The organism is Shimia sp. NS0008-38b (assembly GCF_040370365.1).
In the GTDB taxonomy this organism is placed as follows: Bacteria; Pseudomonadota; Alphaproteobacteria; order Rhodobacterales; family Rhodobacteraceae; genus Shimia.
In genome coordinates, this window is the sequence record NZ_BAABWQ010000002.1 from 26,184 (window position 1) to 52,210 (window position 26,027).

A 26,027-nucleotide genomic window follows, 5' to 3' on the forward strand; every position below is an offset into this window, starting at 1 on the left:
TTATCCACGTTTCGTTGCCTCCAGCCCAGCGGCAGCAAACATCGGGACAAATGTACCCAGTTTGGCTGCGCGCGCAGGGTCAGATGCATTTCCATCAAGGGCCCGCTTCTTCACACCCTGAATGATGGCGGCCATTCGGAAGAAGCAAAAGGCAAGGTAGAAGCCAAATTTTTCAATGCCGGGCAGCCCCATACGCTTGCAGTATTGTTCAATAAAGTCCTCGTCAGAAGGCAAACCAAGGGTCGCGCGATCCACACCTGCAAGCCCCCGCCCCTCATGGCCCGGCGGCATTTGCCACTGCATGATCACAGCGGCCAAATCCGCGAAAGGATGGCCGATGGTCGACAGTTCCCAATCCAGCACTGCAACCACTTTTGGACGGTCTGGGTCAAAGAGCATATTGTCGATGCGATAATCGCCGTGCACCAAGCTGCGTTTGCCATCGTCGATCGGAATATTGGCAGCAAGCCATTCGATCAACATATCCATTTGTGGCACAGCATCCGTTTCAGAGGCGCGATATTGCTTCGCCCAGCGCCCAACCTGGCGTTCAAAATAGTTGCCATCGGGTCCGTAGTCAGAGAGGCCAACGGCATCAATATCCACAGAATGAATGGCGGCCAGCACGCGCCCCATTTCATCAACAACCTGTGCACGCTCAGCGTTGCTGAGGTCCGGAAGCCGCGGGTCGTCAAAGTTGCGCCCCTGAACAAAATCCATGACGTAGAAAGCGGAGCCAATCACCCCATCGTCCTCACACAGCACATGCATCTTGGCGACAGGTACATCAGTGCCAGACAGTGCGTTCTGAACACGGAATTCACGATCCACAGCATGGGCGGACTTTAGGAGCACACCGGGTGGCTTACGCCGCAAAACATACTGTTTGGCGGGTGTGTCCAGCCGAAAGGTTGGGTTGGATTGCCCAACGTCAAATTTGGTGGCCTCAATAGCGCCGGAGAACCCCTCTAGATGCTCGCTCAGCCAACGCGCAACGGCTGCAGTGTCCAATGTGGTCGTGTCCATATGCCTGTTCTCCGGATGCCGTTCTCAGCTGTAAGTCAGCAATGCGTCGGCGTTGCTGCCATCAATATGCGGGGTCTCGTTAAACCCGTTGAGCCAGACATTGCCCTTTGCCATGACCAACCGTGTGACGGCGCAGTTTTTGATTTGCAATTGCAGCAGGATCATTTGCTCGGCAGGCGCGTTCAACACGTCTGACACAGTGCGCCCGATCGCCCCGCCCGAGCTGACCGCAAGCGGCGTTTTTGCGCCCGACCCTGCAACAATCTCGCGCGCCTCGCGCACCCTGTCAGTGAAGGCAGCAAAGCTCTCCGGCGGGGCCTCGATCTCATCGCGTTGCCATTCCAACACGGTGTCACGCAAGATCCGAAAATGCGTTTTACGGGCCGTGTGCAGATCGGCAGGTTTGTCACTGCGCGACGCATAGCGCGCCTCCAAAAGCCCTCCAAAATCAAACTCATTCCACCCGGGCAAGACAACAGGCACAAGGCCAGTGCCCAGCGCACTTTCGATCCCCTCCCACGTTTGTCGGTGGCGTTTTTGCGCACCAATAAACACCGCATCCGGGCGCAGCCCCTGATGCTTAAGTGCGGCCCCTAAAGCTGCGGATTGCACATGGCCAACCTCAGACAGATTGTCGTAGTCCTCGGCACCAAAGCTCGCCTGAGCGTGTCGTATCAAATGAAACATTTGGCTCATGTCATGCGCGCCTGTAACCTCTTCCAAGCGGATACGTATTCACGCTCAAGACGCCCCACGAGATCAGCCGTTGTTGCAACTTCCTTGACGGCGCCAATGCCCTGGCCGGATCCCCAGATGGTTTTCCACGCCTTGGGCTTTTCTCTGTCACTGCCAAAATCCATGGTCTTTACATCTCCCAAAGGCAAATCCTCGGGGTCCATGCCAGCGTTCTCAACTGAGCCCTTCAAGTAGTTGCCCCAGACGCCCGTGAACAAAGAGGAATAAACAATGTCCTCTGCCCCACTGTTGACGATCATGTCTTTGTAGTCGGGCACCGCATTGGCCTCCTCAGTGGCAATAAACGGCGAGCCTATGTAGCCTAGATCAGCTCCCATGGCCTGTGCCGCCAGCAGGGATGCCCCGGTGCCAATGGACCCTGACAACAAAAGCGGCCCGTCAAACCACGTGCGAATTTCACTTATCAAAGCAAGGGGGGACTGTGGGCCGGCATGCCCTCCGGCGCCAGCGGCCACGGCGATCAGCCCGTCCGCGCCTTTCTCAATCGCCTTCTTGGCAAATTTGTTGTTGATCACATCATGCAAAGCGATGCCGCCACAGTCGTGAGCGGCGTCATTGACCTCGGCCCGCGCGCCAAGAGAGGTGATCCAGATGGGCACCTTATGTTTGTGGCAGAGGTCTATGTCGCGTTGCAGGCGGGTGTTTGAGCGGTGCACAATTTGGTTGACCGCAAACGGCGCCGCCGGACGATCTGGGTTCGCTTGATTGTGACGGTCCAGTTCTTCGCGAATTTGGGTGAGCCAGATATCAAGCAGCGGTGCATCACCTTCTGCCTCTCGCGCATTGAGCGCAGGGAAACTGCCGACGATACCCGCTTTGCATTGCGCAATCACCAGCGCGGGCACGGAAATGATAAACAGCGGTGCGGCCACCGCCGGGATGCGCAGCCCTTGTAGGGCTTTGGGAAGATGGCTGTCACCGGGCATATAAGGCTCCTTTGGTTGGAGAGAGGATAGCCGCTCTTTGGAGCCGCTCAAGTCAGGGATCGGAAAGTCACTTAACGTCATTTGTGATGCGCCATTGCCGGCGCGTTTGCGGGCGGCATGAGGCGAAACGCACCAGATCGGGAAGTTTAGGGCGCCAAACGTCAGTGCGGTGTGAGGAAAGCGCGGACGTGGCGGGCCACCTCGGCAGGTTTTTGATGCAGAAGCCAGTGGTCGGCGTCGGGGATGGAGATGCGGGTGAGATCCTCGCAGAGGTCTTCGAGACCGGCGTGGCACTCCGGCAGAAGGGCTGTGTCGTTTTCTCCCCACAACAGCAGATGTGGCATGAACACACGCAGGGCATCCAGCGGCAGGTTTGGCAGGTCTTCCTCGGAAAGGGGCACGCCGGGGTCCGCCACTTTCAGAGTGGAGGCGCGATACCAGTGGACCATACTGCGGATTTGATCCGCGTTTCCCCAAGCGGCGCGGTAGGCGGCGCGTTTTTGGTCTGTCATCCACGACATGTCCATATGTTTGGAGAAAATGCCCATCATACGGGCGTGATCGTCGGCGGCGAGCATGTCTTCTGAACCCGGTGCACGCAGCCAGTTGATGTATTGGCTGGCCTTAGATTGGGCTCCACCTCCGGCCAAGGCGCGCTGAAACGGGATTGGGTGCACCCCATTGGCGATGATCAACCGGTCGATCAACACCCAGCCGCTGACAGCCAAGTGGTAGGCAACGGACGCCCCCCAATCGTGACCCAACACCGCCGCCACGCGACCGCTGCCATAGTGTTCGACAATGGTTGCAGCGTCGGATGCCAGTTTCCCGAGCTTATAGTCACTGACGTCACTTGGTCTCCAGCTTTGGCCATATCCGCGTTGGTCCGGGGCGATGCAGAAGAAATCGCGCTCCAAATGCGGGATCAGATCAAAGAAGGCGCCGGAATACTCCGGGAAGCCGTGCAGCATCAGGATCGCGGGTTTGTCTGGGTCACCGGCCACAACCACGTGAAAGTCGTGACCGGAAATGGAAAGGGTTTCGCTGCGCAATGTTTAAGCCATATCCGGCAGTTTGTGATCGGCAAACTGCTTGCGCAGGGTGAGTTTGGAGACTTTGCCCGTGGCCGTAAGCGGCAGTTCGTCGACAAACACCACATCGTCCGGCAGCTGCCATTTGGCAAAGTGTTCCAGCAGCAGGTCCATCAGCTCTTGTGGCTCTGGTGTGCCTTCTGGCGAAGGCACCACCACCAACAAAGGCCGCTCGTCCCACTTGGGGTGCGCTACGGCAATCACGGCGCAGTTGGCCACTTTGGGATGGGCCATCACGGTGTTTTCCAGATCAAGCGAAGAAATCCATTCACCGCCGGATTTGATCAGGTCTTTGGCGCGGTCGGTAATGGTGAGGAAGCCGTTTGTGTCAATGGTGGCCACATCGCCGGTGCCAAACCAACCCTCTGCGTCAAAGGCCGTGGCATTGGCCTCCTCGTTCTCAAAATAGCCCGCCGTGATGGCGTTTCCACGCACGTAGAGCTCGCCCGCCGCCTCACCATCGTGGGGCAATCGCTGGCCATCTTCATCGACAATCTTGAGGTCCACACCAAAGACGCGCCGCCCCTGTTTGGATTTCACAGCAATGCGTTCAGCCATGGATTTGGCGTCCAGATGGGCTGGCAGGTTGCCTTGAGTGCCGATGGGGGACATTTCGGTCATGCCCCAGGCGTGGCAGACATTTACGCCACCTTCCTCAAAATACTGGATCATGCTGGCTGGTGCCGCGGAGCCGCCCACCACCATGTCACCCAACCCTTTGGGCATGCGGCCTTGTTTGGCGATTTCTCCTTGCAAACCGAGCCAAACAGTGGGCACGCCCCAAGCGGAGAAGACATGTTCGTCGTCCATCAGTTTGAACAGGCTTGCGCCATCCAGCGCGCCTCCGGGGAAAATCAGCGACGCGCCCGTCAGCGGCGCGGCATATGGCAGGCCCCAAGCATTCACGTGGAAGAGCGGCACAACCGGCAAAATGCGTTTGCCCGGCTGAAGGGCGGCGGGCAGCGAGAGCCCCACCATCATGGCGTGCAAAACTGTGGAGCGGTGGGTGTAGAGCGTCCCTTTGGGATTGCCCGTGGTGCCAGAAGTATAACACAGACCCGCCGGGGTTTCTTCAGGCAGATCTGGCCAGTCATAGTGTTCAGGGTGACCACTCAGCAGCTCTTCGTAACACAGATAGTCGCCGTCGGGCATGTGAGCACGATCCGTCATGACAACGACTTTGAGACCTGTAGGCCACTGGTCTCGCAGAGCTTCGACGATTGGCACAAATGTCAAATCGACACACAGCATGGTGTCTTGTGCGTGGGTGATGATGTAGGTCATCTGCTCGGCAGAAAGCCTTGGGTTGATGGTGTGGCAGACCCCCCCCGCGCCCGAAATGGCGTAGTACAGTTCCAAGTGACGGTAGCCATTCCAAGCCAGCGTCGCGATGCGATCTCCAAAAGTCATCCCCTGTGCCGTCAACCCATGCGCCAGTTGAGCGACTCGCAATGCGGTTTGGGCATAGGTTTGGCGATGAATGTCCCCTTCGGTTCGGACCGACACCACCTCTCCTGTGGAGTGAATTTCAGCTGCATAGCTCAAAATATCCGCAATCTTGAGCGGACGCATCATCATGGACCCCTGCATTTGGCCTCCCTGCCAGTGAGTGTCATTGTGTGCGATACGGTACGTCCTAAGCGCCAGATTTCAAAACGGTGGTTTTCCTGTGCCGCGACGTCACGCAAATTGAGAGCGCTCGCGCTTGTTCTGGACATGTCTGTGCAACACCGCACAAGCTTGGCGCGCCACCACCCATGTGCACGAGACGTAAATGGGCCTATTTAGGGAGATGAAAGGAGACATATCATGTCAATCAGACCTGTCCTGGAGACCCGCAAGGCCACCCCGGCAATAGAAGGTGCGGGCGTGCATTTACACCGCGTCTTTGGATTTCAGGATCCAGAGGAGTTGGATCCTTTTCTGATGATGGATCACTTTCGCAATGACGATCCACGGATGTATCAGGCGGGCTTTCCTTGGCACCCCCATCGTGGCATCGAAACCATCACCTATGTGATTGATGGCGCTGTTTCACATCAGGACAGCCTCGGCAACACAGGCAATCTGCAATCAGGCGATGTACAGTGGATGACCGCTGGACGCGGTATTTTGCACCAAGAGATGCCCACCGCCAATGCCAATGGTGTGAACCATGGCTTCCAGCTTTGGGCCAATCTGCCGCGTGACCTTAAGATGACCGATCCCCGGTATCAGGACGTCGGCTCTCAAGAAGTCCCTGAAATTTTTGAAGATGATGGCACCCGTGTACGGGTGATTATCGGCAACTTTTGGGGGCGCACTGGTCCCGTCGATGGCATCGCTGCGGACCCCTTGTTTTTGGATGTACATGTGCCCGCCGGGGTCAAAAAGACCTTCCCAATCGACACCCGCCGCCGCGCTTTTGCCTATGTGTTTGAGGGAGATGCCGCTTTTGCAGATGCAAGCCAGCCCACCGGTGTGCTTCTGGAAAAAGAAGTTGCCGGAAAAGAGGTGAACATCCGAGACCTCAGCGGGGACCGCACTTTGATCCGTTTTGGCTCTGGCGACGAGGTGACGGTGCAGGCTGGTGAGAACGGGGTGCGGTTCTTATTGGTTTCTGGGCAACCCATTCAGGAACCGGTGGCCTGGCATGGCCCGATCGTGATGAACACCCAAGCTGAGTTGCAGCAGGCTTTTGCGGAACTGCGCAATGGCACGTTCATCTCACCGGCACACTAACACAAAGTTTGATCGGAACATGTTTCCAACTACGCTGGAGACATGTTCCGAAAGACCTTTGTGAGGCATGACGCCGCGCCAATGCGCTCTGACATACAAGCGTCAGGGCACCAAGGGGTCGCGGATTTCGTCAGGCTGCGCGTTAGCATGGCCAATGAGCGAAACACACGGAGACAATCGGGGGTAAATTTGCTCACCGTCCGACGGTTTTGCGCACCATATCCCAATAGATTTGCCCCACCTCATCAAGCGACAATCGGCCGCCCTCTCTGAACCACGTGTTCACACCCGTGAGCATGGCAATGACCGCCATGGTGGCAATTTTGGGGTCCCCCACGGCAAAGTCTCCCGAGGCAACCCCGGCACGCAAAATAGCTTCAAGCTGATCTTCATAAGTGCGGCGCAACGTTTCGATCGCGTCAAAATTTTCCGCTGTTAGATTGCGCAGCTCCATGTAGGCAATAAAGACTTCTTCGGGTCGCGCCCTGTGAAATCGAATATGCATCCGCGTGAATGCTTCTAAATCAGTGACCGCATCACCCGTGGCACTTAGTTCAGCCCGCGCGGCCAAAAGCTCATCCATATGCTGCTTCATCAATCCAAACAGCAAGCTCTGTTTGTCCGGCGTATAATTGTACAATGCCCCTGCCTGCACACCGACCTCTCGAGCGATCTGGCGCATGGACACCGCAGCGTATCCATGCTGTGCAAAAAGACGTAGCGCCGCCGTACGCACGCGCGGGCCGGTGATGTCGGAGTGAGAGCCTTGAGTTCTTGCCATGGCAAACAGAATATCTGAACGTTCGTTCGTTTAAAACCCCGTCAAAGGCGGGTTGTGTCCAAAGCGACCTCTGGTCCATAACCGGAGCAAGCGCGCAGCAAAAGGCAAATATCTGATGAAACGCCGTTCCCAAAGCAGACTTGGTCTCTGCATCGCCATGCTTATGTTAAGCGCATGCGGTCAAATTCCTGGACTGGAAGGCGAAGCCGCGCCCGCTGCAGGAGCCGCGCCTTACCCGGACATCCTCCCCGCCTCAGAGTTGCCGTCTCCTCCTGCACCGAGATTGACGGATACCACTGAAGCCGAGATCGATGGTAGACGCACACGGTTGCAACGGCGCGCCAGTGAACTTCAGTAAGTCACTTGCCCCCTCCCCTCCGTTGCACAGCCCGACAAGAGCCGCTAAACGGCAGATCAAGTTCTAAGACAAAACAACATCCATTTGAGGTACCTCACCATGACCACGCCACAGCCGTCACCACTTCGTCTTGGCATCGCCGGATTGGGCACCGTCGGCGTGGGCGTCGTGAAAATTGTGCGTCAGAAAGCAGAGCTTTTGGCAGCACGTACCGGACGGCCGGTCACTATCAGCGCAGTCAGCGCGCGCTCCAAAGACAAGGACCGAGGCGTGGCCCTTGCGGGCTACGCTTGGGAAGAAGATCCTGTCGCCTTGGCCAAACGTGACGACGTAGATGTGTTTGTTGAACTGATGGGGGGCGAAGACGGTCCAGCCAAAGACGCCATCGAAGCCGCTTTACAACTTGGCAAAGATGTTGTCACCGCCAACAAAGCACTTCTGGCGCGGCACGGTCAGACGTTGGCTGAAACCGCGGAAGAAAAAGGCGCTGTCATCCGTTTTGAAGCCGCTGTCGCAGGCGGCATCCCGGTGATCAAATCCCTGACCGAAGGCCTTGCCGGCAATGAAGTTTCGCGCGTGATGGGGGTGATGAACGGCACCTGCAATTATATCCTGACGCGGATGCAAGACGCCGGGTTGCCTTATGACGAGGTGTTCGCTGAAGCGGATGCCCTCGGCTATCTGGAGGCAGACCCCAATCTGGACGTGGGGGGCATTGACGCCGGTCACAAATTGTCGCTGCTGTCCGCAATCGCATTTGGGACAAAGGTGGATTTCGAGGGCGTGGAACTGGAAGGTATTCAGCGCATCTCGATCGAAGACATCCATCAGGCCGCTGAGCTTGGATATAAAATCAAACTGTTGGGCGTCACCCAGATGACCGGCCGAGGTCTCGAACAACGCATGTCTCCCTGTCTTGTGCCTGCAGACAGCCCTCTCGGGCAGCTCAAAGGCGGAACCAATATGGTAGTGATCGAAGGCGACGCTGTAGAGCAGGTCGTCTTGCGCGGCCCCGGTGCCGGGGAAGGCCCAACAGCAAGTGCCGTGATGGGGGATGTCTGCGACATCGCTCGTGGGTATCGTGTCTCAACATTTGGCATTCCTGCACAAAGTTTAATCACAGCCAAAGCAGCGCGCTCCAATTCTCCGGCGCCCTACTACTTGCGGCTCGCGTTGCAAGATCGCCCTGGTGCTATGGCCAAGATCGCCACAGCACTTGGAGACAACGGCATCAGCATTGACCGCATGCGTCAGACCCGCCACGATGACGCCCATGCGCCGGTTCTGATTGTGACACACAAAACCCAACGCGCAGATTTGGATGCGGCTATTGACGCAATGCGCGCGTCTGGTGTCATGGCTTCTGAACCAGTGGCCCTGCGCATTGAAAGCGTGTGAATTTGGCGCAGCAGCAATGCTTGTGAGCACTCCCCTGCTGCGCTATCCCCTATTTTGACCAAAGCACATAAGGATTTCCCCCCAATGTCCTCCAAGCCAGAATTTCACGATCGGATGCTGTCACTCGGCCTTGCCCGGGTGGCGGAACAAGCCGCAATTGCTTCTGCGGCCCTCATTGGAAACGGTGATGAAAAGGCCGCTGACCAAGCGGCTGTGAACGCGATGCGCGAACAATTGAACCTGCTGGATATCGCCGGTGTGGTCGTGATCGGCGAAGGCGAACGCGACGAAGCTCCGATGCTGTTCATTGGCGAGGAAGTGGGCACCGGAAACGGTCCGGGCGTGGACATCGCGCTGGATCCGCTGGAAGGCACAACCCTGACCGCCAAAGACATGCCCAACGCGCTGACGGTGATTGCCATGGGGCCACGTGGCTCCATGCTGCACGCGCCTGACACCTATATGGACAAACTGGCCATTGGCCCGGGCTATGCCGAAAATGTGGTGACGCTGGACATGAGCCCAAAAGAGCGGGTTGAAGCGCTGGCCGCAGCCAAAGGCTGTGAGACCTCTGATATCACCGTCTGCATTCTGGAACGCCCTCGCCACGAGGACATGATCGATGAAGTGCGCGCCACCGGTGCGAGCATCCGCTTGATCACCGATGGGGATGTGGCAGGTGTTATGCACTGCGCCGAAGCCGAAGAGACCGGAATCGACATGTATATGGGCAGCGGCGGCGCACCTGAGGGTGTTCTGGCCGCAGCCGCGCTAAAGTGCATGGGTGGCCAGATGTGGGGTCGCTTGACGTTCCGCAATGATGACGAACGTGGCCGCGCGGCCAAAGCGGGCATCACCGATCTGGACCGCATTTATGCGCGCGACGAGATGGTGACCCAAGACGTGATCTTTGCCGCCACCGGCGTGACTGGCGGCTCATTGCTGCCGCGCATCAAACGCAGCCCTGGTTGGATTGAGACAGAAACTCTGTTGATGCGGTCCAAATCTGGCTCTGTGCGGCGGGTGACCTACCGCGCGCCCATCGATCAGACCTCTTGATCACGCGCCATTTCACTGCATGATTGGGTCCACGTGCCCGCAACGGCCCGCCTTTTCGGCGGGCCTTTCTATACGAAGAGAGCCCTTCCATGACTGATTTCTTAGGTGTTTCAGAGAGTCTGACAGGACGGCGTTGGGTTGGGCCAGACGTAGAAACCACACGCACCGCTGAGCGTTTGGCTCAAGACACCGCCTTGCCGCCGGCGCTCTGCGCCGTTTTGGCGCGCCGTGGTGTCAGCGCAAATGAGGCGGCCAGCTTTCTGGAACCCAAATTGGTTGATCTGTTGCCAGATCCCCGTGACCTAAAAGACATGCAAGTGGCCGCCGCGCGGTTCTTGGCGGCTGTTTCCGCACGCCAGAAGATTGCAGTCTTTGCTGACTACGATGTGGACGGTGGCACCTCTGCGGCCCTGCTCATCACATGGCTGCGCAATATGGGCCTGAACGCCACGCTCTATGTGCCGGATCGCATCGACGAGGGGTATGGGCCAAACGATGAGGCCATGGCGGCACTGGCCAAAGAACACGATCTGATTGTCTGTGTGGATTGCGGCACCTTAAGCCACGCGCCCATTGCAGCAGCCAAAGGCGCGGATGTGGTGGTTTTGGATCACCACTTGGGCGGCGAAACCCTGCCAGACTGTGTCGCCGTCGTGAACCCAAACCGACAGGATGAAAGTGGCGATTTGGCCCATTTGTGTGCCGCCTCCGTGGTGTTCTTGATGCTGGTGGAGGCCAATCGGCAAATGCGCGAGGCTGATGGCACGCGTGGCCCCGACCTAATGGCAATGCTCGATCTTGTGGCTCTTGGCACCGTGGCAGATGTGGCGCCCCTGATTGGCGTCAACCGCGCCCTCGTGCGGCAAGGGCTCAAAGTCATGGCACGGCGGGAACGCCCCGGTGTTGTGGCGCTGTCAGACGTCAGCCGCATGGACAGTGCGCCAAACAGCTACCATTTGGGTTTTCTCCTGGGCCCACGGGTGAATGCAGGTGGGCGCATTGGTCAAGCTGACCTCGGCGCGCGCCTGTTGTCCACCGACAACCCACAAGAGGCGCAAGCCATGGCCGCGCGGTTGGATGAACTCAACACCGAACGCCGCGACATCGAAGCCTCGGTGCGCGCTGCCGCCATGGCGCAGGCTGAAGAACGGGGGTTGGATGCGCCACTGGTTTGGGCGGCAGGCGAAGGATGGCACCCCGGCGTGGTGGGCATTGTGGCCTCACGCCTGAAAGAAGCCACCAACCGCCCGGCCATTGTGATTGGTCTGGATGGAGAGGAGGGCAAAGGCTCTGGTCGCTCTGTCTCAGGCGTTGATCTTGGCGCGTCGATACAAAAACTGGCTGCCGAAGGCCTGCTGGTCAAAGGCGGCGGGCACAAAATGGCCGCAGGTCTCACCGTTGCTCGCGACCAGTTGGAGCCAGCTATGGCGCGGCTGAGCGCGTTGATGGAAAAGCAAGGCGCGGGTGCCTCTGGGCCAGCGGATCTGAAAGTTGACGCGCTTTTGATGCCGACCGCAGCCTCGGTCGATTTAATCACCGACATCGAAAAGGCGGGACCTTTTGGCGCCAGTGCCCCTGCCCCGCGCTTTGTGTTTCCTGATGCAGAGATTCGATTCACCAAACGAGTCGGCGATAGCCATCTCAAACTCACCTTTGGAGATGGTTTCGGCGCACGCATCGATGCGATTTCCTTTGGCGCCTATGACACAGCTCTTGGGCCAGCCCTAGAATCGCACGGTGGCGCGCGGTTCCATTTGGCCGGACGGTTGGAAATCAATACATGGGGCGGACGGCAATCCGTACAGCTCCGTCTCGAAGATGCCGCGCGTGCGGAATAGGTGCCAATATCACCTTGCGGGTGGTATCTATTCTGGGGGAATCACAGCTGCGCGAAGATGGGGGCGAGAGGCCCTCTGGCGCGTCTAAAAAATCGCCACATGCCCCCACATTTCTGCTTGCGCCCGCGAACGCCTTTCACTAAATACGCCTCACACTTCAGAGTGTCCCGTTCGTCTATCGGTTAGGACGTCAGGTTTTCAACCTGAAAAGAGGGGTTCGATTCCCCTACGGGATGCCACTGAGGCTGGATATGAGAGCATTCGCTCTGACGCATCCAAAATGCGTCCCGTTCGTCTATCGGTTAGGACGTCAGGTTTTCAACCTGAAAAGAGGGGTTCGATTCCCCTACGGGATGCCATTTTTCCACACTCATAGAAGTCCCCCACCCGCCATTGTTGGCGAGAATGTGTGAATTTTCAGCGATACTGCTTTGCGCAATAAGACGGCGCACAGATTGACTCAGCGTTACAGAGGTTTCGTTAACCAATTTACCCTAGCTCTGGTTACAGGAAACGACATTGCTTGGGTCGTTGTGAGATTCGGTTTCCGAAACGTGATATCTGTAAGGGGTTAGATATGCACTGCACGCACCTGTCTGTTTGGATTTTGCCGAAAAACCGCGGCGACGCGGCTGTGGCTGGCACAGCGCATGTCAAACAACGCGCGGGGGCGTTTCTTTTGGCGTCCTGCAACGACGCGGACTTCGCTATCACACCAAAATCCGCCAACAATCTCAACCGCCGGCTCTGGCCATTCAACCTTCCAGACCACCCCAAGCGCAAAGCCCGCCAGTAACATTTAGCGTTCAGCAGGCATCTCGATTTCGGGTGGCACGTCCACCGCAGGTGCGCTTGGTTTGATGTCCACCAATGGCGTGCCGTCAAAGCAATCTATGGCATCAATCTCAATCCGGCCCGTGTCCAAATTCAATGCTGTGATCCGCACAGCGGCCAAAGCAATTGGATTGGGTCGGTTCGGCGATCGCAATGAAAAGGTACCACGCGCCACAGCATGGTGGCGTGGACGCTGTGTCATCAAATCACGCCGTGCACTGTGCATCCAATACATCAGCATGATCCCGTCACCGACAGATAAGCCACGCAAACATTCCGCAAACCCCGGCTCCAGTTGCACATGTGCGCCTTCCCCTGTTTCACGTGCACGGGTGACATTCTTGGGGCAATCGCCACGCTTCCACGGCGTGTGAATGTGTCCAATAAACCTTATGGTCGCGTCCACCCGCTCTGAGGGATCAAAGCTCAGTACCGTTTCCCCATCGCGCACTTCAGGCTGATCTGACATTTTTCTCTCCGACTCTGTCCACGCTGCAACAATGGCTCGCCCCAATACAAAACGCCGCCCAATCAGGCGGCGTTTTTTGTTTGTCTTATGCGAGTTGACTTTGAAGGCCTTCAGTAGAAAGGCCCTCAAGTTTGGGCATCAAACTCAAAAGCTCCTGCGTGTAGGCCTCCTTGGGGGCGGCAAAAAGCGTCTCAGTGTCAGCCACCTCCAGAAGCTGCCCTTGCCGCATCACGCCCACCCGGTCACACATCTGGCGCACCACGGGTAAGTCGTGGCTAATGAACAACATGGTCAGGCCCAGATGCTCTTGTAGGTCTTTGAGGATGTTCAATATCTGCGCCTGAATGGACACATCCAGTGCCGACGTTGGTTCGTCACAGATCAGGAAACGTGGCTGTGTGGCCAGCGCACGCGCAATCGAAATCCGCTGACGTTGGCCGCCGGAGAACTCATGTGGATACTTGCGCCCCGCCTCTGAACCCAAACCTACCCGCTCTAGCAGCTCATCCACACGATGTTGCACATCAGCGCCTTGCAACAGCTTGTGGTGTTTCACCGGTTCCGCGATGATCTCGTCGACGCGCATACGCGGGTTGAGGCTGGAAAAAGGGTCCTGAAAAATCATCTGGATCTGGCGACGATACCCCTCCAAGTCTTTGGCCGAGGAGAGGCTTGTGACCTCTTCCTCGTCAAAGAAGATTTTCCCACCGTTGGTGTGATAAAGCGTTGCAATCATCCGCGCGACCGTCGACTTACCAGAGCCACTTTCCCCCACGATGCCAAAGACCTCGCCTTCGCGAATGTCAAAGCTGACCCTGTCTACAGCCGTGAAGTATTTGCGGCGCGACGGGATGATTGAACCCGTTTGCAGGAAGGTTTTGGTAAGCCCCTCAACCCGAAGCAATGTCCCTGATTTGCTTGGTGCCGGTTTCTTCCAATTGCGGGCGAGGTCGTCGATGGCAAAGTCGATCTGACGCCCGCCATAAGACAGTTGGGGAAAGCGATGCACCTTGAGCGTCGGGCGTGGCACAGCGGCGATCAGAGATTTGGTATACGCATGGCTTGGCGCCCCCAGCACCCGTTCTGTTGAACCGCTTTCCACCACTTCGCCCTGATACATGACCGTCACCTTATCGGTGGTGTCCGCGATAACGCCCATGTCATGGGTGATCAGGATCACGCCTGTCTGACGTTCTCGTGCCAACTCTTTGATGAGTTCCAAAATTTGCGCCTGAATGGACACATCCAGCGCAGTTGTTGGTTCATCTGCAATGATCACATCTGGTTCGGAACACAGTGCGAGCGCGATCACAACGCGCTGTCGCATTCCACCTGAGAACTGGTGTGGATATTGCTTTATCCGTTCTGGCGGGTTGGGAATGCCAACCCGGTCAAGCAACTCAATGGCGCGCTGCTTGCTGTCACTGTCAGACAGCTTCAGATGAAATTGAATGGTTTCGACCAGCTGTTGTTCAACCGTCAAAAGCGGATTCAACGACGTCAGAGGATCCTGAAAGATCATTGAAATCTTCGCGCCACGCAGCGCGCGCATGCCCTCGGCGTCACGGCCGCTGATCTGCTCTCCTTTGAAGCTAACCGTGCCATCAGCGATCAGGCCCGGGCGCTCCAAAAGCCCCATAACTGCCGCGCCGATGGTGGATTTACCGGCACCGGATTCCCCCACCAAACCGTGGATTTCTCCCGGTTCAACAGAAAGGTTGGCTTTGTTCACCGCAACAAACAGTTTGCGACGGGTCGGGAAGTGGACCGACAGGCCCTGAATATCAAGAAGTGTGTCGCTCATCACTGTAGCCTCGGATTCAATGCGTCACGTAGCCAGTCTCCCAGCAGGTTCACTGACAGCGCCAACGCCAGAAGAGTCGCGGACGGGAACAGAAGGATCCACCATTCACCGGAGAACAGGAATTGTTGCCCGATGCGGATCAGCGTGCCAAGTGACGGTTGGGTTGGCGGTGCCCCCACACCAAGGAAAGACAACGTGGCCTCAGCGATGATGGCCAAAGCCAGCGAGATCGTGGCAATCACCAAAACCGGCGATAGCACATTTGGCAAAACATGGCGCAGCATGATGACGCCACGGCCGCGGCCAATCATGCGCGCGGCTTGGACATACTCTTTGTCCTTTTCAACCAGCGTTGCACCACGCACCACGCGCGCAAATTGGACCCAGTCAGACAGCCCAATCGCAAGGATCAACACCCAAATCGCCATAGTGTCCTGATGTTCGATGGGGGTGATGCCTTTGGCGATGCCAAAGATCAGCATGGCCACCAAAATGGCGGGGAACGTCAGTTGCACGTCCGCCGCACGCATTATGACGGTTTCCACCCAGCCGCCCACGTAGCCGGCTATCAGGCCCAATGTGATACCAAGCACCATCGCAAAGAGCACTGCAGAGAAGCCCACAAACAGCGAGATGCGCATGCCGTAAAGAATGGTGGAGAATACATCGCGGCCCTGATCATCGGTGCCCAGCCAGAAGACATCACCGGTGAAGTCATTGGGGGCCATGGGGGCGGTGAAACCGTTCATCAGATCCAGCGTCGCCGGATCAAATGGATCATAAGGTGCAATCAAGGGGGCAAAAACCGCGCTGAGCACCAAGAGTGCCACCGCAATGAAAGACACCACAGCAACGGGAGAGCGGCGAAAGTTGTAAGCAAAGTCGCTGTCCAGCGCCTTGCCCAATCGCGATCGTGGCGCGGTTGAAGTTTGGTCAGACATCAGTGCGCCCCTTTACCGTCCGTGCGCAAGCGCGGATCAATTGCAAAATAGAGAAGGTCAACGATCAGATTGATTGCCACAAACATCACGGAAATCAGCATCAAGTAGGCCGCCATCACTGGGATGTCCACAAACTGGATCGCGTTGATGAACAGGAGGCCCACACCGGGCCATTGGAACACGGTCTCGGTAATGATCGCAAAAGCAATGATCGAACCAAGCTGTAGGCCGGTCACCGTGATCACTGGCACCAGCGTGTTCTTTAGGGCATGGCGGAAGTTGACGGAACGGGCAGACAAGCCACGTGCACGCGCGAAGCGGACATAGTCCTGACGCAGCACTTCCAGCATCTCAGAGCGCACCAATCGCATGATCAGGGTCATCTGATACAAACCCAAGGTGATTGCCGGAAGAATGATGGCCTTAAGACCTGACGCGGTCAGCAGTCCTGTGCTCCACCATCCTATTTTTACAACGTCGCCCCTGCCAAATGACGGCAGCCAGCCAAGTTCAACCGAAAAGACGTATATCAGCAATATACCGATCAGAAATGTTGGCAGGGAGACCCCGATCAATGAGATCGACATGATCGCATTTGCCAAAAATCCATCTTTGCGTATCGCCGTAAATACGCCCAGCCCAATCCCAATAGAGATCGCAAGGAAACCACTTACAGCAGCCAACTCCAGAGTCGCAGGCGCGCGTTCGACCAGAATGTCAGCCACAGGACGTCCCTGCCGATAACTCACACCGAAGTTGCCCTGAACCGCCTTTTCCAGAAAGTTGTAGTATTGCACCGGAAAGGGCTTATCCAATCCAAGTTCCGTCCTGAGACGGGAGATATCCGCATCGGTGCGTTCCTGACCAAGCATATTGTCGATGGGGTCACCAACAAAACGGAACATGCTGAACGCAACAAGCCCCACGATCAGAAGAACCAACGCAGATTGTAAGACTCTGCGAATGACATACGTCAGCATGACTGTGTCCCTTAGTTAAATTTGCGCTACTTGTGGCGATCCCGCAGCGGGGGTCAAGCAACACAAAGAGGCGTCAGACTGTTGCCCGACGCCCCTCATGTAAGCAGCTTTATTCCACCAAAACCCAGCGTAGAATAAAGAAATTATCCGGGCGCTGCGTCAAAGAGACATTGTCGCGCGTGCCCCAGACCAGCGGCTGTACATAAAGCGGGACATAGGCGGTGTCTGCCTGCAGAATCGCGGCTGATTCATCGAGCATCATCTGACGTTTTCCATCGTCAATTTCGGATTGAATCATCGGCAGAAGTTCATCGATTCTGGCGTTGGAATAGTCGCCAAAGTTCCAGCTGCCGAGTTTTTTCTCGGCATTCGGCGTCGAAGCAAGGAAACGGATCGGGTGTTCTGCATCAAACGTGCCGGGCGACCAACCAAGAAGATACATGTCAAAGTTGTCCGCACGCAGCTCCGGCCAGTAGTTCTGTACAGGCATTGCGTCAAGCTGAGCAGTGATGCCCACCTGTGCCAGCATAGAGGTCACAGCTTGGCACACCGCTTCGTCGTTCAGGTATCGGTTGTTGGGGCATTTCAATCCAAAAGAGAAGCCGTCGGCGTAACCCGCTTCTGCCAAAAGAGCCTTCGCAGCGTCTTTGTCAAAAGTCGCGCGATCAGCGTTGGCTGAGGAGTACCCACGCATTGCAGGGCTGACCAACTGGCTCGCGGGTTCTGCATTGCCACGCATGATTGTCTTCAAAATTGCGTCAACATTCACCGCCTTCGCGACCGCCTCGCGCACACGCGCGTCCTTAAAGGGATTAGGTTGGCCGGCATCCGCACCGTATTTCAACGTGTCCGCTTGCTGCGCAAAGCCCAGCATAATCACACGAGCCTCAATGCCCTGAATGACCTTCACACCATCCTGACCTTGCAGGCGTGCGGCATCCTGAATGGGCACCGGGTTGATCATATCCACTTCGCCCGACAACAAGGCCGCAACAGCCGTGGCTTGGTTTTGAATCGGTGTGAACTCGGCTTTGGTGATGTTGTGTGTCGCCTCGTCCCACCACCCCTCAAAGGGCGCCAGCTCGGTGCGCAATCCGGGCTCGCGCGCTGTGATCATAAAGGCGCCAGTCCCATTGGCATTTAACGTCGCATAGTTGCCATTCTCTTTGTCTGGCAACGCAGCACTATTGGTCTCTGCCCAGCCTTTGTCCATGATCATCCAGTTGGCGATACTGTCTGGAAAAATCGGGTTGGGCGCCGATGTGTAGATCTCGATGGTCTTTGAATCCACCATTTTCACGTCTGACACGGGGGCAAACCAGCTGCGGGTATCTGAGGTCTCGTCGGAGGCGCGCTGATAAGAGAACAGAACATCTTCTGCGTCAAAGCTACTGCCGTCGTGGAAGCTCACACCCTCGCGCAAGTGAAACCGCCAGCCCTCACCTTCGCCAATCGGCTCCCAGCTTGTGGCCAAAGCAGGCTCAATCGCCATGTCTTTGCCGCGACGTACAAGACCTTCATAGACATTGTTCAAAAAACCCAAGACCGGCGCAGAGTTCACTGCATGCGGATCCATGGTTTGCGGGTCGGTTGTGCCCGCCCATTTGAAATCTTCGGCAATCGCTGGCGCAGCGCAGATCGCCGCGGCCAAGGCCGCTGAGATGAGGTGTTTCATGGTGCTCCCCTGTTCTTTGTCCGCCTAGAGCAGGCAAACGCGTGCACCAGTCTCACCCCAGCCATGAGTGAAAAGCAAGCGCGGGACACTGTTTTGTGAACTTGTTAAGGCAAATACTCTCAGAGGGTTAGTGAAACGGTGGCCGCGTTTGCGCCCGATGCCCGCACACCTCATCACATTCACGCGTGTCAAACCGGTGTCAGATCCCCGCGCGCGAGACGCCTCAAGACGGTCTTCGGAGCGCTTTGGGCCCTAAGACCACTGTTCCCAGAACGCGTTTGAACCATGTGCGGAACTGCGTCACTGGGCGCTCAAAGAAATGCGCAAACACCAGGCCCACGACAACCGCGCCCAATAACAATACAAGGTCCCGTGCCCAGATCTCGGGCAGCGTGGCATCTAACAGATGTAGGGCAGGATAATGTGTAACGTAGATTGAAAATGTTGCCCCAGCGAGCCAGCGAATAGCCTTCGTTGCGGGCACCGTCTTTGGATTCAAAACCGCCACACCTGCCACATGCGCCACCGCACACAAACCGATAAGGCCATTCCAAAGAAACTCATCAGAGAACCCAAGCACCATACGCGCGTCAGCTACATCCAGAGCGGTGGCGGTTTGCGCCGCCAACAGCTCAGGTAGCCCGGCGATTTGCCCAAAGAGATAGAGCGCTGGTCCGCCAATAGCCAAAGCCCAGCCTGTAGGGCGGCTCAGAGACAAGGCGTTGCCGTTGCGCAACCTGCGCCACAGCGCCACCCCGAGCAGCCACGCAGGCATCAGGATCAATACATTGACGCCCACCACAAGACACACCGCAAGCAAGAGAGCGATCCGTGCCGCGCCCTTCATAAACAGGGCGATGCCAAACAAAGCGTAATAGGCAGCCTCGTAGCTTAGCGACCACAAAGGACCGTTGGTGCCCAAACGCACCCGCTCAAAGGCGCTCCATTCATTGGAAAACGAGAGGCCGCGCAACAGAAACTCTCCCAATGGGAGTTCTTGGTAGAAGCCATGGGGATAGGCGTTGGAATCAATGCGCGTGCCAATGGCGTCAAACGCCAACGTCAAGATCAACGCAGGCACCATCACAGTCATCAGGCGTGTCATTCGGTTGAAGGCAAACTGTCCTGCAGTTTGGTCACGATCTGCCGCATAAGCAATCACGCAGCCCGACATCACAAAAAACAGGATCACCGCATCGCTGCCAACATTCCAATCTCGCAAAAATGCGTAGTTGGTTCCCGTGAATCTTGGATAAGCCCAGTGAGACAGTACAACAACAAATGTTGCCACCACCCGCAGCACGTCCAACCATATGGACACACCTCTGCTCATGTCAGTGCCCCTGCGCCGGTTTGCTTGTGTCAGAGGATTTGGCCTTGAGCATTTCAACGCCCGTCGCCTCTTCTAAAGCTTCCACAAAGGGTTTGATCAGAGCATCTTTCAGCGTGGCATGGGGCTGCTCAATCAACTCACCTTTGCCGTCCGCCACGCCAAACTGCAATTTTTCATAGCCTTTGGGCACATACAGCGTGCCAAACATCCAGTCCCAAATGGCAAAGACTTCCCCATAGTTTTTGTTGAAGTGTTTCTTGTCGCTGGAATGATGGATGTGGTGCTGCGCGGGTGAAATGAAAACATGCTCCAATACAGGCCCATAACTCAGCCACACATGACTGTGACGCAGATTGGCCCCAAGCAAATTGAACAGGAAATACCCGGCATTGGCGCCGCCAATGGTCAAGAGATCGATCTGGCCAATCAGCAGGAACAACACGGCGGCCTGCACTGTGCCCAGCACAAGGCTGTAGATCACATTTCGGATCAGCAGAAACACGGGGTGATTGCGGTTGGCGGTCAGCGGGGTCATCACCTCAGCGGAGTGATGAAGCGCATGAAATGGCCAGAGAACCTTGTTCTCGTGATGGATGTAGTGCGCCCAGTATTTGCAAAAATCCATCGCTAGGATCATGATCAAAGTCGCCAAAGCGCTCCGGCCCCAAGTGATGTCGAGCGGCTGAAACGGCGACCCCTGAATGCCAATCATCGTGGTCAAAGCAACTTTTGCGACCACGGGCGTGAACAGAACTGCGCCAAAAATGCCTACCACACCAAGCAGCAAGTTGATCGCAAATATCTGAACATCAATGATGTTAGATTTGTGGAAATACACCTCTTTGGGAAAGAGAAAGCTCACAAAGCTTTTGGGACGACCGCGGTAGAGCCAGATCGCAAACACCATGGCGATGGTTGTGCAGAGATAGAACACCGCCAAACGCGATTCCCAGCCCCAAAACATACCCTTCAGAGCGGTCCAAACCTCGTACACCCAACCCATTTCCATGCTCCCTTTCCAAGAATACGCATGATTGCCCCCCGGCATATCGTCAGAAATTGCCTGTGAAATGCGGGGAAAACATGGCGGGAAAAAGGAATGTCGCGGGAGTCGAGACAGTCTTTGCCTCTCCCCACGCAAAAAGGCCGCCCATTTGGGCGGCCTTTTCGTCGATCAATCAGATGGTTTGATTAAGCGATAACTTTGGACACAACACCGGAGCCAACGGTGCGGCCACCTTCGCGGATCGCGAAGCGCAGGCCCTGCTCCATCGCGATAGGCGCGATCAGCTCAACGTTGAATTTCAGGTTGTCGCCTGGCATCACCATTTCGGTGCCTGCTGGCAGCTCAACAGTGCCGGTCACATCTGTGGTCCGGAAGTAGAACTGTGGACGGTAGTTCGCGAAGAACGGCGTGTGACGGCCACCTTCATCCTTGGTCAGGATGTAGGCTTCTGCTTCGAACTTGGTGTGTGGGTTCACGGAACCTGGCTTACACAGAACCTGACCACGCTCAACCGCTTCACGGTCGATGCCGCGCAGCAATGCGCCAACGTTGTCGCCAGCTTCACCGCGGTCCAGCAGCTTGCGGAACATTTCAACACCGGTACAGGTGGTTTTCTGTGTGTCTTTGATGCCAACGATTTCGATTTCGTCACCAACGTTGATCACGCCACGCTCAACACGGCCGGTCACAACAGTACCACGACCAGAGATCGAGAACACGTCTTCGATGGGCATCAGGAACGGCTCATCAACAGCGCGTGGTGGCTGTGGGATGTACTCGTCAACAGCCGCCATCAGCTCAGCAATTTTCTCTTTGCCGATGTTGTCGTCACGGTCTTCCAGAGCGGCCAGAGCCGAACCCGCGATCACAGGGATATCATCACCTGGGTAGTCGTATTCGGTCAGCAGTTCGCGGATTTCCATTTCAACCAGCTCAAGCAGCTCTTCGTCGTCAACCTGATCCACTTTGTTCATGAAAACAACCATGGCCGGGATGCCAACTTGGCGGCCCAGAAGGATGTGCTCACGGGTCTGTGGCATCGGGCCGTCCGCCGCGTTCACAACCAGGATCGCGCCGTCCATCTGCGCCGCACCGGTGATCATGTTTTTCACATAGTCAGCGTGGCCAGGGCAGTCGACGTGCGCATAGTGACGCGCGTCGGTTTCATATTCCACGTGCGCGGTGGAGATGGTGATGCCGCGGGCTTTTTCTTCAGGTGCGCCGTCGATTTCGTCGTAGGCTTTGAAGTCACCAAATTGCTTGGTGATCGCAGCTGTCAGTGTGGTTTTACCGTGGTCAACGTGACCAATGGTGCCGATGTTGCAGTGCGGTTTACTGCGCTCAAACTTTTCCTTAGCCATAGTGGCCTCCTTGTTTAAGACTTCAGTATGAAGTCATGTTACTTGGGAGCGACGGTTTTGCTCGCCAATACTTTCTTAATTTCGTTCGCAAAATTCGCGATCAGAATATCGTACTTCTCATCTACGTTTTCGCCTTCTTTAGCGTTTTCACCCGGTGCTTGCACCCTACCATAGAGAGTGAGGACCTTATTCGACGTGGCAGCGGACGCTGTAAATGACGCTTGCAGTTCAGAGCTGTTAAACGACAACACGCCGAAGTCTCTTGCCAAAGCCATGGATGACAATTGAACATTCAACGTCATAGGAGCCCCAGTGCCCAAGTCACGAATTTCAGAATTCAACGCTCTTTGAACATCCTCAATGACCTGTTCGTCCGAATACGGCCCGCTGAGATCATCAATCAAGCGTACAATACCCCGTCGCTTCGCTGTGACGTTGATGCTAGACACATTAACCAACGACAACAGAGGAACCTCAGGCGTGGCTGAACTGCCATCAGTCCCAGAGCACGCTGAAAGTCCAATACTGATGGACGCAATAGCGCCCATCAGCATAGTGCGGCGAAACAACATCATGCGTATTTCGCTTGGATCTCGTCGGAGATGTTCTGCGGAACCGGATCGTAGTGATCAAACTGCATGGTGAACTGGGCGCGGCCCGAGCTCATGGAACGCAGGTTGTTGATGTAACCGAACATGTTGGCCAGAGGCACAAATGCGTCGATTGCAACAGCGTTACCGCGTGGTTCCTGACCAGACACCTGCCCACGACGGGAGGTGAGGTCACCAATGATGCCACCTGTGTATTCTTCAGGTGTGATCACTTCGACTTTCATGATTGGCTCAAGCAGTTTCGCGCCGGCCAATTTCATGCCTTCACGCATCGCCATACGACCTGCGATTTCAAAGGCCAGAACGCTGGAGTCCACGTCGTGGAACTTACCGTCGATCAGAGCAACTTTGAAGTCGATCACTGGGAAGCCTGCCAGCGGACCGGAGTCCATGACAGATTTGATGCCCTTTTCCACACCCGGGATGTATTCCTTAGGAACAGCACCACCAACGATGCGGGTTTCAAAGGAGAAACCTTCACCGGCAACGGTTGGAGAGATGATCATTTTCACCTCAGCATACTGACCAGAACCACCAGACTGCTTCTTGTGGGTGTAGGTGTGCTCAACTTCGTGACCAATGGTTTCGCGATACGCAACCTGTGGAGCACCGATGTTGGCTTCCACTTTGAACTCACGACGCAGACGATCAACCAAGATATCGAGGTGAAGTTCGCCCATGCCTTTCATGATGGTCTGACCGCTTTCGATGTCAGTTTCCACACGGAAGGAAGGATCTTCGGCGGCCAGACGCTGCAGGCCAGTCGACATTTTCTCTTGGTCACCCTTGGTTTTAGGCTCAACGGCAATCTCGATCACAGGATCGGGGAATGTCATTGTTTCCAGAACCACCGGATCGTTGATCGCGCAAAGCGTGTCACCGGTTGTGGTGTCTTTCAGACCGCCCAGAGCGATGATGTCACCTGCGAATGCTTCGGAGATTTCATCACGGTCGTTGGAGTGCATGATCATCATGCGGCCAACGCGCTCTTTTTTGCCTTTGGTCGAGTTCAGGAAGCTGTCGCCCTTTTCGATTTTACCGGAGTAAATACGGGTAAAGGTCAGAGAGCCAACAAAGGGGTCGTTCCAGATTTTGAACGCCAGAGCGGAGAACGCCATGTCGTCATCTGCACGACGTGCAATGTCACGAACTTCGTCTTCATCGCCAGGCTTAAAGCCCATGTAGTCAACAACGTCCAGCGGGCTGGGCAGATAGTCAACCACGGCGTTCAGCAGAGGCTGTACACCTTTGTTTTTGAACGCGGAGCCGCCCAGAACTGGCACAAATGCCATTTCCAGTGTGCCCTTGCGAAGCAAAGCGCGCAGAGTGTCCACATCAGGCTCTTCGCCTTCGAGGTACGCTTCCATCGCGTCATCGTCCATTTCGACGGCGGCTTCGACCATTTTGCCACGCCATTCGTCAGCCATGTCCTGCAGGCTTTCACGGATCGGTGCTTTGATCCATGACGCACCAAGGTCTTCACCCTGCCAAAGCCATTCTTCCATGGTGACCAGATCCAGCAGACCTTCCAGCTCGGTTTCTGCACCGATTGGAATGCCAACAGGAACGGCAGTCGCGCCGGTACGGTCTTCGATCATGTGAACGCAGTTAAAGAAGTCTGCGCCGATCTTGTCCATTTTGTTGACGAACACCATACGCGGAACTTTATAGCGATCAGCTTGACGCCAAACAGTTTCGGTTTGGGGTTCAACACCAGCGTTGGCGTCCAGAACACATACAGCACCATCAAGAACCGCCAGCGAACGCTCAACTTCAATGGTGAAGTCAACGTGACCGGGGGTGTCGATGATGTTCATGCGGTACTTTTCAGAATCCGCAGTTACGCCGTCCTCTGTGCGTTCCCAGAAAGTGGTGGTCGCAGCGGAGGTGATGGTGATGCCACGTTCCTGCTCCTGCTCCATGTGGTCCATGGTTGCAGCGCCATCGTGAACTTCACCGATGTTGTGGGATTTGCCAGTGTAATACAGGATACGCTCCGAACAGGTTGTTTTACCTGCATCGATGTGAGCCATAATCCCGAAGTTACGGTAGCGTTCGAGGGGATATTCGCGAGCCATTGTTCTCGTCCTAATCCTAAAGAATTACCAGCGATAATGGCTGAAGGCTTTGTTAGCCTCGGCCATCTTGTGAGTGTCTTCCCGCTTCTTAACGGCGGTACCGCGTGAGTTCACGGCATCCAGAAGTTCACCTGCAAGGCGCTCTTCCATGGTGTTTTCGTTGCGGCCACGAGAAGCCGTGATCAGCCAACGAATGGCCAATGCTTCACGGCGCTCAGGGCGCACTTCAACTGGCACCTGGTAGGTGGCACCACCCACACGGCGAGAACGAACCTCAACCGATGGTTTGATGTTGTCCAGAGCTTCGTGGAACACTTCCACAGGCGCGCGTTTGATCTTTGTTTCAACACGATCCAGCGCGTTGTAAACGATTTTCTCTGCAACCGACTTTTTACCGTCGATCATCAGGTTGTTCATGAATTTGCTCAATACCTTGTCGCCAAATTTGGCGTCAGGCAGAATCTCGCGTTTTTCAGCGGCGTGACGACGTGACATCTCAGCCTCTCCTTCTTACTTGGGACGCTTCGCGCCGTACTTGGAACGACGTTGCTTACGATCTTTAACACCTTGGGTATCCAACACACCGCGCAGGATGTGGTAACGGACACCCGGAAGGTCTTTTACACGACCGCCACGGATCAGAACCACAGAGTGCTCCTGAAGGTTGTGGCTTTCACCTGGGATGTAAGAAATCACTTCGTAGCCGTTGGTCAGGCGAACCTTCGCAACTTTACGCATAGCGGAGTTTGGTTTCTTAGGTGTGGTTGTGTACACGCGAGTACAAACGCCACGCTTTTGCGGGCACTGCTCCAAGTGCTGTGACTTAGAGCGCTTGATTTTAGGCTGACGCGGCTTGCGGATCAGCTGCTGAATCGTTGGCATAAGGGTCTCTTTCCCGTTTGCTTCCATTTAACGCAAAGCCGGAGCCTCACGCGGTTAACTGTTCGTTTCACGACATGTGCGAACACAAGCGCAAAAACC

Annotated in this window: 23 protein-coding genes and 2 tRNA genes; 7 read left to right on the forward strand and 18 right to left on the reverse strand. The window is 56.0% G+C overall.

Annotated features, from left to right (window positions below):
* The 5 genes from ABWV47_RS06195 to ABWV47_RS06215 all read right to left on the reverse strand — a co-directional run bounded on the left by ABWV47_RS06195 (position 1) and on the right by ABWV47_RS06215 (position 5,389).
* A complete protein-coding gene (locus ABWV47_RS06195; protein ID WP_353309689.1) occupies positions 1-1,026 on the reverse strand; it encodes a phosphotransferase family protein in 1,026 nt (341 codons plus the stop codon).
* Between the two features lie 24 nt (positions 1,027-1,050).
* Positions 1,051-1,722 (reverse strand): histidine phosphatase family protein, encoded by a 672-nt coding sequence (locus tag ABWV47_RS06200; RefSeq protein WP_353309692.1) that lies wholly within the window; start codon positions 1,720-1,722, stop codon positions 1,051-1,053.
* A complete protein-coding gene (locus ABWV47_RS06205; RefSeq protein WP_353312032.1) occupies positions 1,719-2,708 on the reverse strand; it encodes an NAD(P)H-dependent flavin oxidoreductase in 990 nt (329 codons plus the stop codon). The genes ABWV47_RS06200 and ABWV47_RS06205 overlap by 4 nt, the downstream gene beginning before the upstream one ends.
* 161 nt (positions 2,709-2,869) lie before the next feature.
* Positions 2,870-3,760, reverse strand: a complete 891-nt coding sequence (locus tag ABWV47_RS06210) for an alpha/beta fold hydrolase (protein WP_353309694.1) — start codon at positions 3,758-3,760, stop codon at positions 2,870-2,872.
* Positions 3,761-3,763: 3 nt separating this feature from the next.
* On the reverse strand, positions 3,764-5,389 hold the full coding sequence (locus ABWV47_RS06215; RefSeq protein ID WP_353309696.1) for a long-chain fatty acid--CoA ligase: 1,626 nt from the start codon (positions 5,387-5,389) through the stop codon (positions 3,764-3,766).
* A 219-nt stretch (positions 5,390-5,608) separates the two neighbouring features.
* Between ABWV47_RS06215 and ABWV47_RS06220 the strand changes: the two genes are divergently transcribed.
* Complete coding sequence (locus ABWV47_RS06220) at positions 5,609-6,520, forward strand: pirin family protein (protein ID WP_353309699.1); 912 nt, start codon at positions 5,609-5,611, stop codon at positions 6,518-6,520.
* A 193-nt stretch (positions 6,521-6,713) separates the two neighbouring features.
* Here the strand turns inward: ABWV47_RS06220 and ABWV47_RS06225 are convergent, their stop codons facing one another.
* Positions 6,714-7,301, reverse strand: a complete 588-nt coding sequence (locus ABWV47_RS06225) for a TetR/AcrR family transcriptional regulator (RefSeq protein WP_353309701.1) — start codon at positions 7,299-7,301, stop codon at positions 6,714-6,716.
* A 457-nt stretch (positions 7,302-7,758) separates the two neighbouring features.
* Here ABWV47_RS06225 and ABWV47_RS06230 point away from each other — a divergent pair, with 457 nt between their 5' ends.
* From ABWV47_RS06230 to ABWV47_RS06255, 6 genes are all read left to right on the forward strand, one after another.
* Positions 7,759-9,057 carry a homoserine dehydrogenase gene (locus ABWV47_RS06230; protein WP_353309704.1) on the forward strand — a complete coding sequence of 433 codons (1,299 nt, stop codon included), beginning with the start codon at positions 7,759-7,761 and terminating at the stop codon, positions 9,055-9,057.
* 84 nt (positions 9,058-9,141) lie between these two features.
* On the forward strand, positions 9,142-10,116 hold the full coding sequence (glpX, locus tag ABWV47_RS06235) for a class II fructose-bisphosphatase (protein ID WP_353309707.1): 975 nt from the start codon (positions 9,142-9,144) through the stop codon (positions 10,114-10,116).
* A gap of 89 nt (positions 10,117-10,205) precedes the next feature.
* Positions 10,206-11,954 carry a single-stranded-DNA-specific exonuclease RecJ gene (gene recJ / locus ABWV47_RS06240; protein WP_353309709.1) on the forward strand — a complete coding sequence of 583 codons (1,749 nt, stop codon included), beginning with the start codon at positions 10,206-10,208 and terminating at the stop codon, positions 11,952-11,954.
* 164 nt (positions 11,955-12,118) lie between these two features.
* Positions 12,119-12,193: transfer RNA gene (locus ABWV47_RS06245), tRNA-Glu, on the forward strand.
* Between the two features lie 45 nt (positions 12,194-12,238).
* A tRNA-Glu gene (locus ABWV47_RS06250) sits at positions 12,239-12,313 on the forward strand.
* 218 nt (positions 12,314-12,531) lie between these two features.
* Complete coding sequence (locus ABWV47_RS06255; protein WP_353309711.1) at positions 12,532-12,750, forward strand: hypothetical protein; 219 nt, start codon at positions 12,532-12,534, stop codon at positions 12,748-12,750.
* A 3-nt stretch (positions 12,751-12,753) separates the two neighbouring features.
* On the opposite strand, the gene ABWV47_RS06260 is transcribed toward ABWV47_RS06255, so the two are convergent.
* The 12 genes from ABWV47_RS06260 to rpsL all read right to left on the reverse strand — a co-directional run bounded on the left by ABWV47_RS06260 (position 12,754) and on the right by rpsL (position 25,928).
* Positions 12,754-13,257 carry an SAM-dependent methyltransferase gene (locus tag ABWV47_RS06260; RefSeq protein ID WP_353309714.1) on the reverse strand — a complete coding sequence of 168 codons (504 nt, stop codon included), beginning with the start codon at positions 13,255-13,257 and terminating at the stop codon, positions 12,754-12,756.
* Between the two features lie 85 nt (positions 13,258-13,342).
* On the reverse strand, positions 13,343-15,061 hold the full coding sequence (locus ABWV47_RS06265; RefSeq protein ID WP_353309716.1) for an ABC transporter ATP-binding protein: 1,719 nt from the start codon (positions 15,059-15,061) through the stop codon (positions 13,343-13,345).
* A complete protein-coding gene (locus ABWV47_RS06270) occupies positions 15,061-16,002 on the reverse strand; it encodes an ABC transporter permease (RefSeq protein ID WP_353309718.1) in 942 nt (313 codons plus the stop codon). The genes ABWV47_RS06265 and ABWV47_RS06270 overlap by 1 nt, the downstream gene beginning before the upstream one ends.
* Positions 16,002-16,982 carry an ABC transporter permease gene (locus ABWV47_RS06275; protein WP_353309721.1) on the reverse strand — a complete coding sequence of 327 codons (981 nt, stop codon included), beginning with the start codon at positions 16,980-16,982 and terminating at the stop codon, positions 16,002-16,004. The genes ABWV47_RS06270 and ABWV47_RS06275 overlap by 1 nt, the downstream gene beginning before the upstream one ends.
* Positions 16,983-17,091: 109 nt before the next feature.
* A complete protein-coding gene (locus ABWV47_RS06280; protein ID WP_353309724.1) occupies positions 17,092-18,657 on the reverse strand; it encodes an ABC transporter substrate-binding protein in 1,566 nt (521 codons plus the stop codon).
* Between the two features lie 223 nt (positions 18,658-18,880).
* Complete coding sequence (locus ABWV47_RS06285; protein ID WP_353309726.1) at positions 18,881-19,990, reverse strand: acyltransferase family protein; 1,110 nt, start codon at positions 19,988-19,990, stop codon at positions 18,881-18,883.
* A 1-nt stretch (position 19,991) separates the two neighbouring features.
* Complete coding sequence (locus tag ABWV47_RS06290) at positions 19,992-20,993, reverse strand: sterol desaturase family protein (protein ID WP_353309728.1); 1,002 nt, start codon at positions 20,991-20,993, stop codon at positions 19,992-19,994.
* Between the two features lie 188 nt (positions 20,994-21,181).
* Positions 21,182-22,357, reverse strand: coding sequence for an elongation factor Tu (gene tuf / locus ABWV47_RS06295; protein ID WP_353309730.1), 1,176 nt, complete (start codon positions 22,355-22,357; stop codon positions 21,182-21,184).
* A 38-nt stretch (positions 22,358-22,395) separates the two neighbouring features.
* The gene (locus ABWV47_RS06300; protein WP_353309733.1) at positions 22,396-22,932 is read right to left on the reverse strand and encodes a hypothetical protein; all 537 of its coding nucleotides are present in this window, start codon (positions 22,930-22,932) and stop codon (positions 22,396-22,398) included.
* Positions 22,929-25,046: an elongation factor G gene (gene fusA / locus ABWV47_RS06305; protein WP_353309736.1), complete on the reverse strand. Its 2,118-nt coding sequence runs from the start codon at positions 25,044-25,046 to the stop codon at positions 22,929-22,931. The genes ABWV47_RS06300 and fusA overlap by 4 nt, the downstream gene beginning before the upstream one ends.
* A 24-nt stretch (positions 25,047-25,070) precedes the next feature.
* Entirely contained in the window at positions 25,071-25,541 is a 471-nt protein-coding gene (rpsG, locus tag ABWV47_RS06310; RefSeq protein ID WP_353309739.1) for a 30S ribosomal protein S7, read from the reverse strand.
* A gap of 15 nt (positions 25,542-25,556) precedes the next feature.
* On the reverse strand, positions 25,557-25,928 hold the full coding sequence (rpsL, locus tag ABWV47_RS06315) for a 30S ribosomal protein S12 (RefSeq protein ID WP_054000841.1): 372 nt from the start codon (positions 25,926-25,928) through the stop codon (positions 25,557-25,559).
* Positions 25,929-26,027 lie beyond the last annotated feature (99 nt).

Bases quoted from the DNA above. Each gene is read 5' to 3' on its own strand.
- ABWV47_RS06195 (WP_353309689.1), bottom strand. From the start codon at position 1,026: ATGGACACGACCACATTGGACACTGCAGCCGTTGCGCGTTGGCTGAGC.
- ABWV47_RS06200 (WP_353309692.1), bottom strand. From the start codon at position 1,722: ATGAGCCAAATGTTTCATTTGATACGACACGCTCAGGCGAGCTTTGGT.
- ABWV47_RS06205 (WP_353312032.1), bottom strand. From the start codon at position 2,708: ATGCCCGGTGACAGCCATCTTCCCAAAGCCCTACAAGGGCTGCGCATC.
- ABWV47_RS06215 (WP_353309696.1), bottom strand. From the start codon at position 5,389: ATGCAGGGGTCCATGATGATGCGTCCGCTCAAGATTGCGGATATTTTG.
- ABWV47_RS06220 (WP_353309699.1), top strand. From the start codon at position 5,609: ATGTCAATCAGACCTGTCCTGGAGACCCGCAAGGCCACCCCGGCAATA.
- ABWV47_RS06225 (WP_353309701.1), bottom strand. From the start codon at position 7,301: ATGGCAAGAACTCAAGGCTCTCACTCCGACATCACCGGCCCGCGCGTG.
- ABWV47_RS06230 (WP_353309704.1), top strand. From the start codon at position 7,759: ATGACCACGCCACAGCCGTCACCACTTCGTCTTGGCATCGCCGGATTG.
- glpX (WP_353309707.1), top strand. From the start codon at position 9,142: ATGTCCTCCAAGCCAGAATTTCACGATCGGATGCTGTCACTCGGCCTT.
- recJ (WP_353309709.1), top strand. From the start codon at position 10,206: ATGACTGATTTCTTAGGTGTTTCAGAGAGTCTGACAGGACGGCGTTGG.
- ABWV47_RS06255 (WP_353309711.1), top strand. From the start codon at position 12,532: ATGCACTGCACGCACCTGTCTGTTTGGATTTTGCCGAAAAACCGCGGC.
- ABWV47_RS06260 (WP_353309714.1), bottom strand. From the start codon at position 13,257: ATGTCAGATCAGCCTGAAGTGCGCGATGGGGAAACGGTACTGAGCTTT.
- ABWV47_RS06265 (WP_353309716.1), bottom strand. From the start codon at position 15,061: ATGAGCGACACACTTCTTGATATTCAGGGCCTGTCGGTCCACTTCCCG.
- ABWV47_RS06270 (WP_353309718.1), bottom strand. From the start codon at position 16,002: ATGTCTGACCAAACTTCAACCGCGCCACGATCGCGATTGGGCAAGGCG.
- ABWV47_RS06275 (WP_353309721.1), bottom strand. From the start codon at position 16,982: ATGCTGACGTATGTCATTCGCAGAGTCTTACAATCTGCGTTGGTTCTT.
- ABWV47_RS06280 (WP_353309724.1), bottom strand. From the start codon at position 18,657: ATGAAACACCTCATCTCAGCGGCCTTGGCCGCGGCGATCTGCGCTGCG.
- ABWV47_RS06285 (WP_353309726.1), bottom strand. From the start codon at position 19,990: ATGAGCAGAGGTGTGTCCATATGGTTGGACGTGCTGCGGGTGGTGGCA.
- ABWV47_RS06290 (WP_353309728.1), bottom strand. From the start codon at position 20,993: ATGGGTTGGGTGTACGAGGTTTGGACCGCTCTGAAGGGTATGTTTTGG.
- tuf (WP_353309730.1), bottom strand. From the start codon at position 22,357: ATGGCTAAGGAAAAGTTTGAGCGCAGTAAACCGCACTGCAACATCGGC.
- ABWV47_RS06300 (WP_353309733.1), bottom strand. From the start codon at position 22,932: ATGATGTTGTTTCGCCGCACTATGCTGATGGGCGCTATTGCGTCCATC.
- fusA (WP_353309736.1), bottom strand. From the start codon at position 25,046: ATGGCTCGCGAATATCCCCTCGAACGCTACCGTAACTTCGGGATTATG.
- rpsG (WP_353309739.1), bottom strand. From the start codon at position 25,541: ATGTCACGTCGTCACGCCGCTGAAAAACGCGAGATTCTGCCTGACGCC.
- rpsL (WP_054000841.1), bottom strand. From the start codon at position 25,928: ATGCCAACGATTCAGCAGCTGATCCGCAAGCCGCGTCAGCCTAAAATC.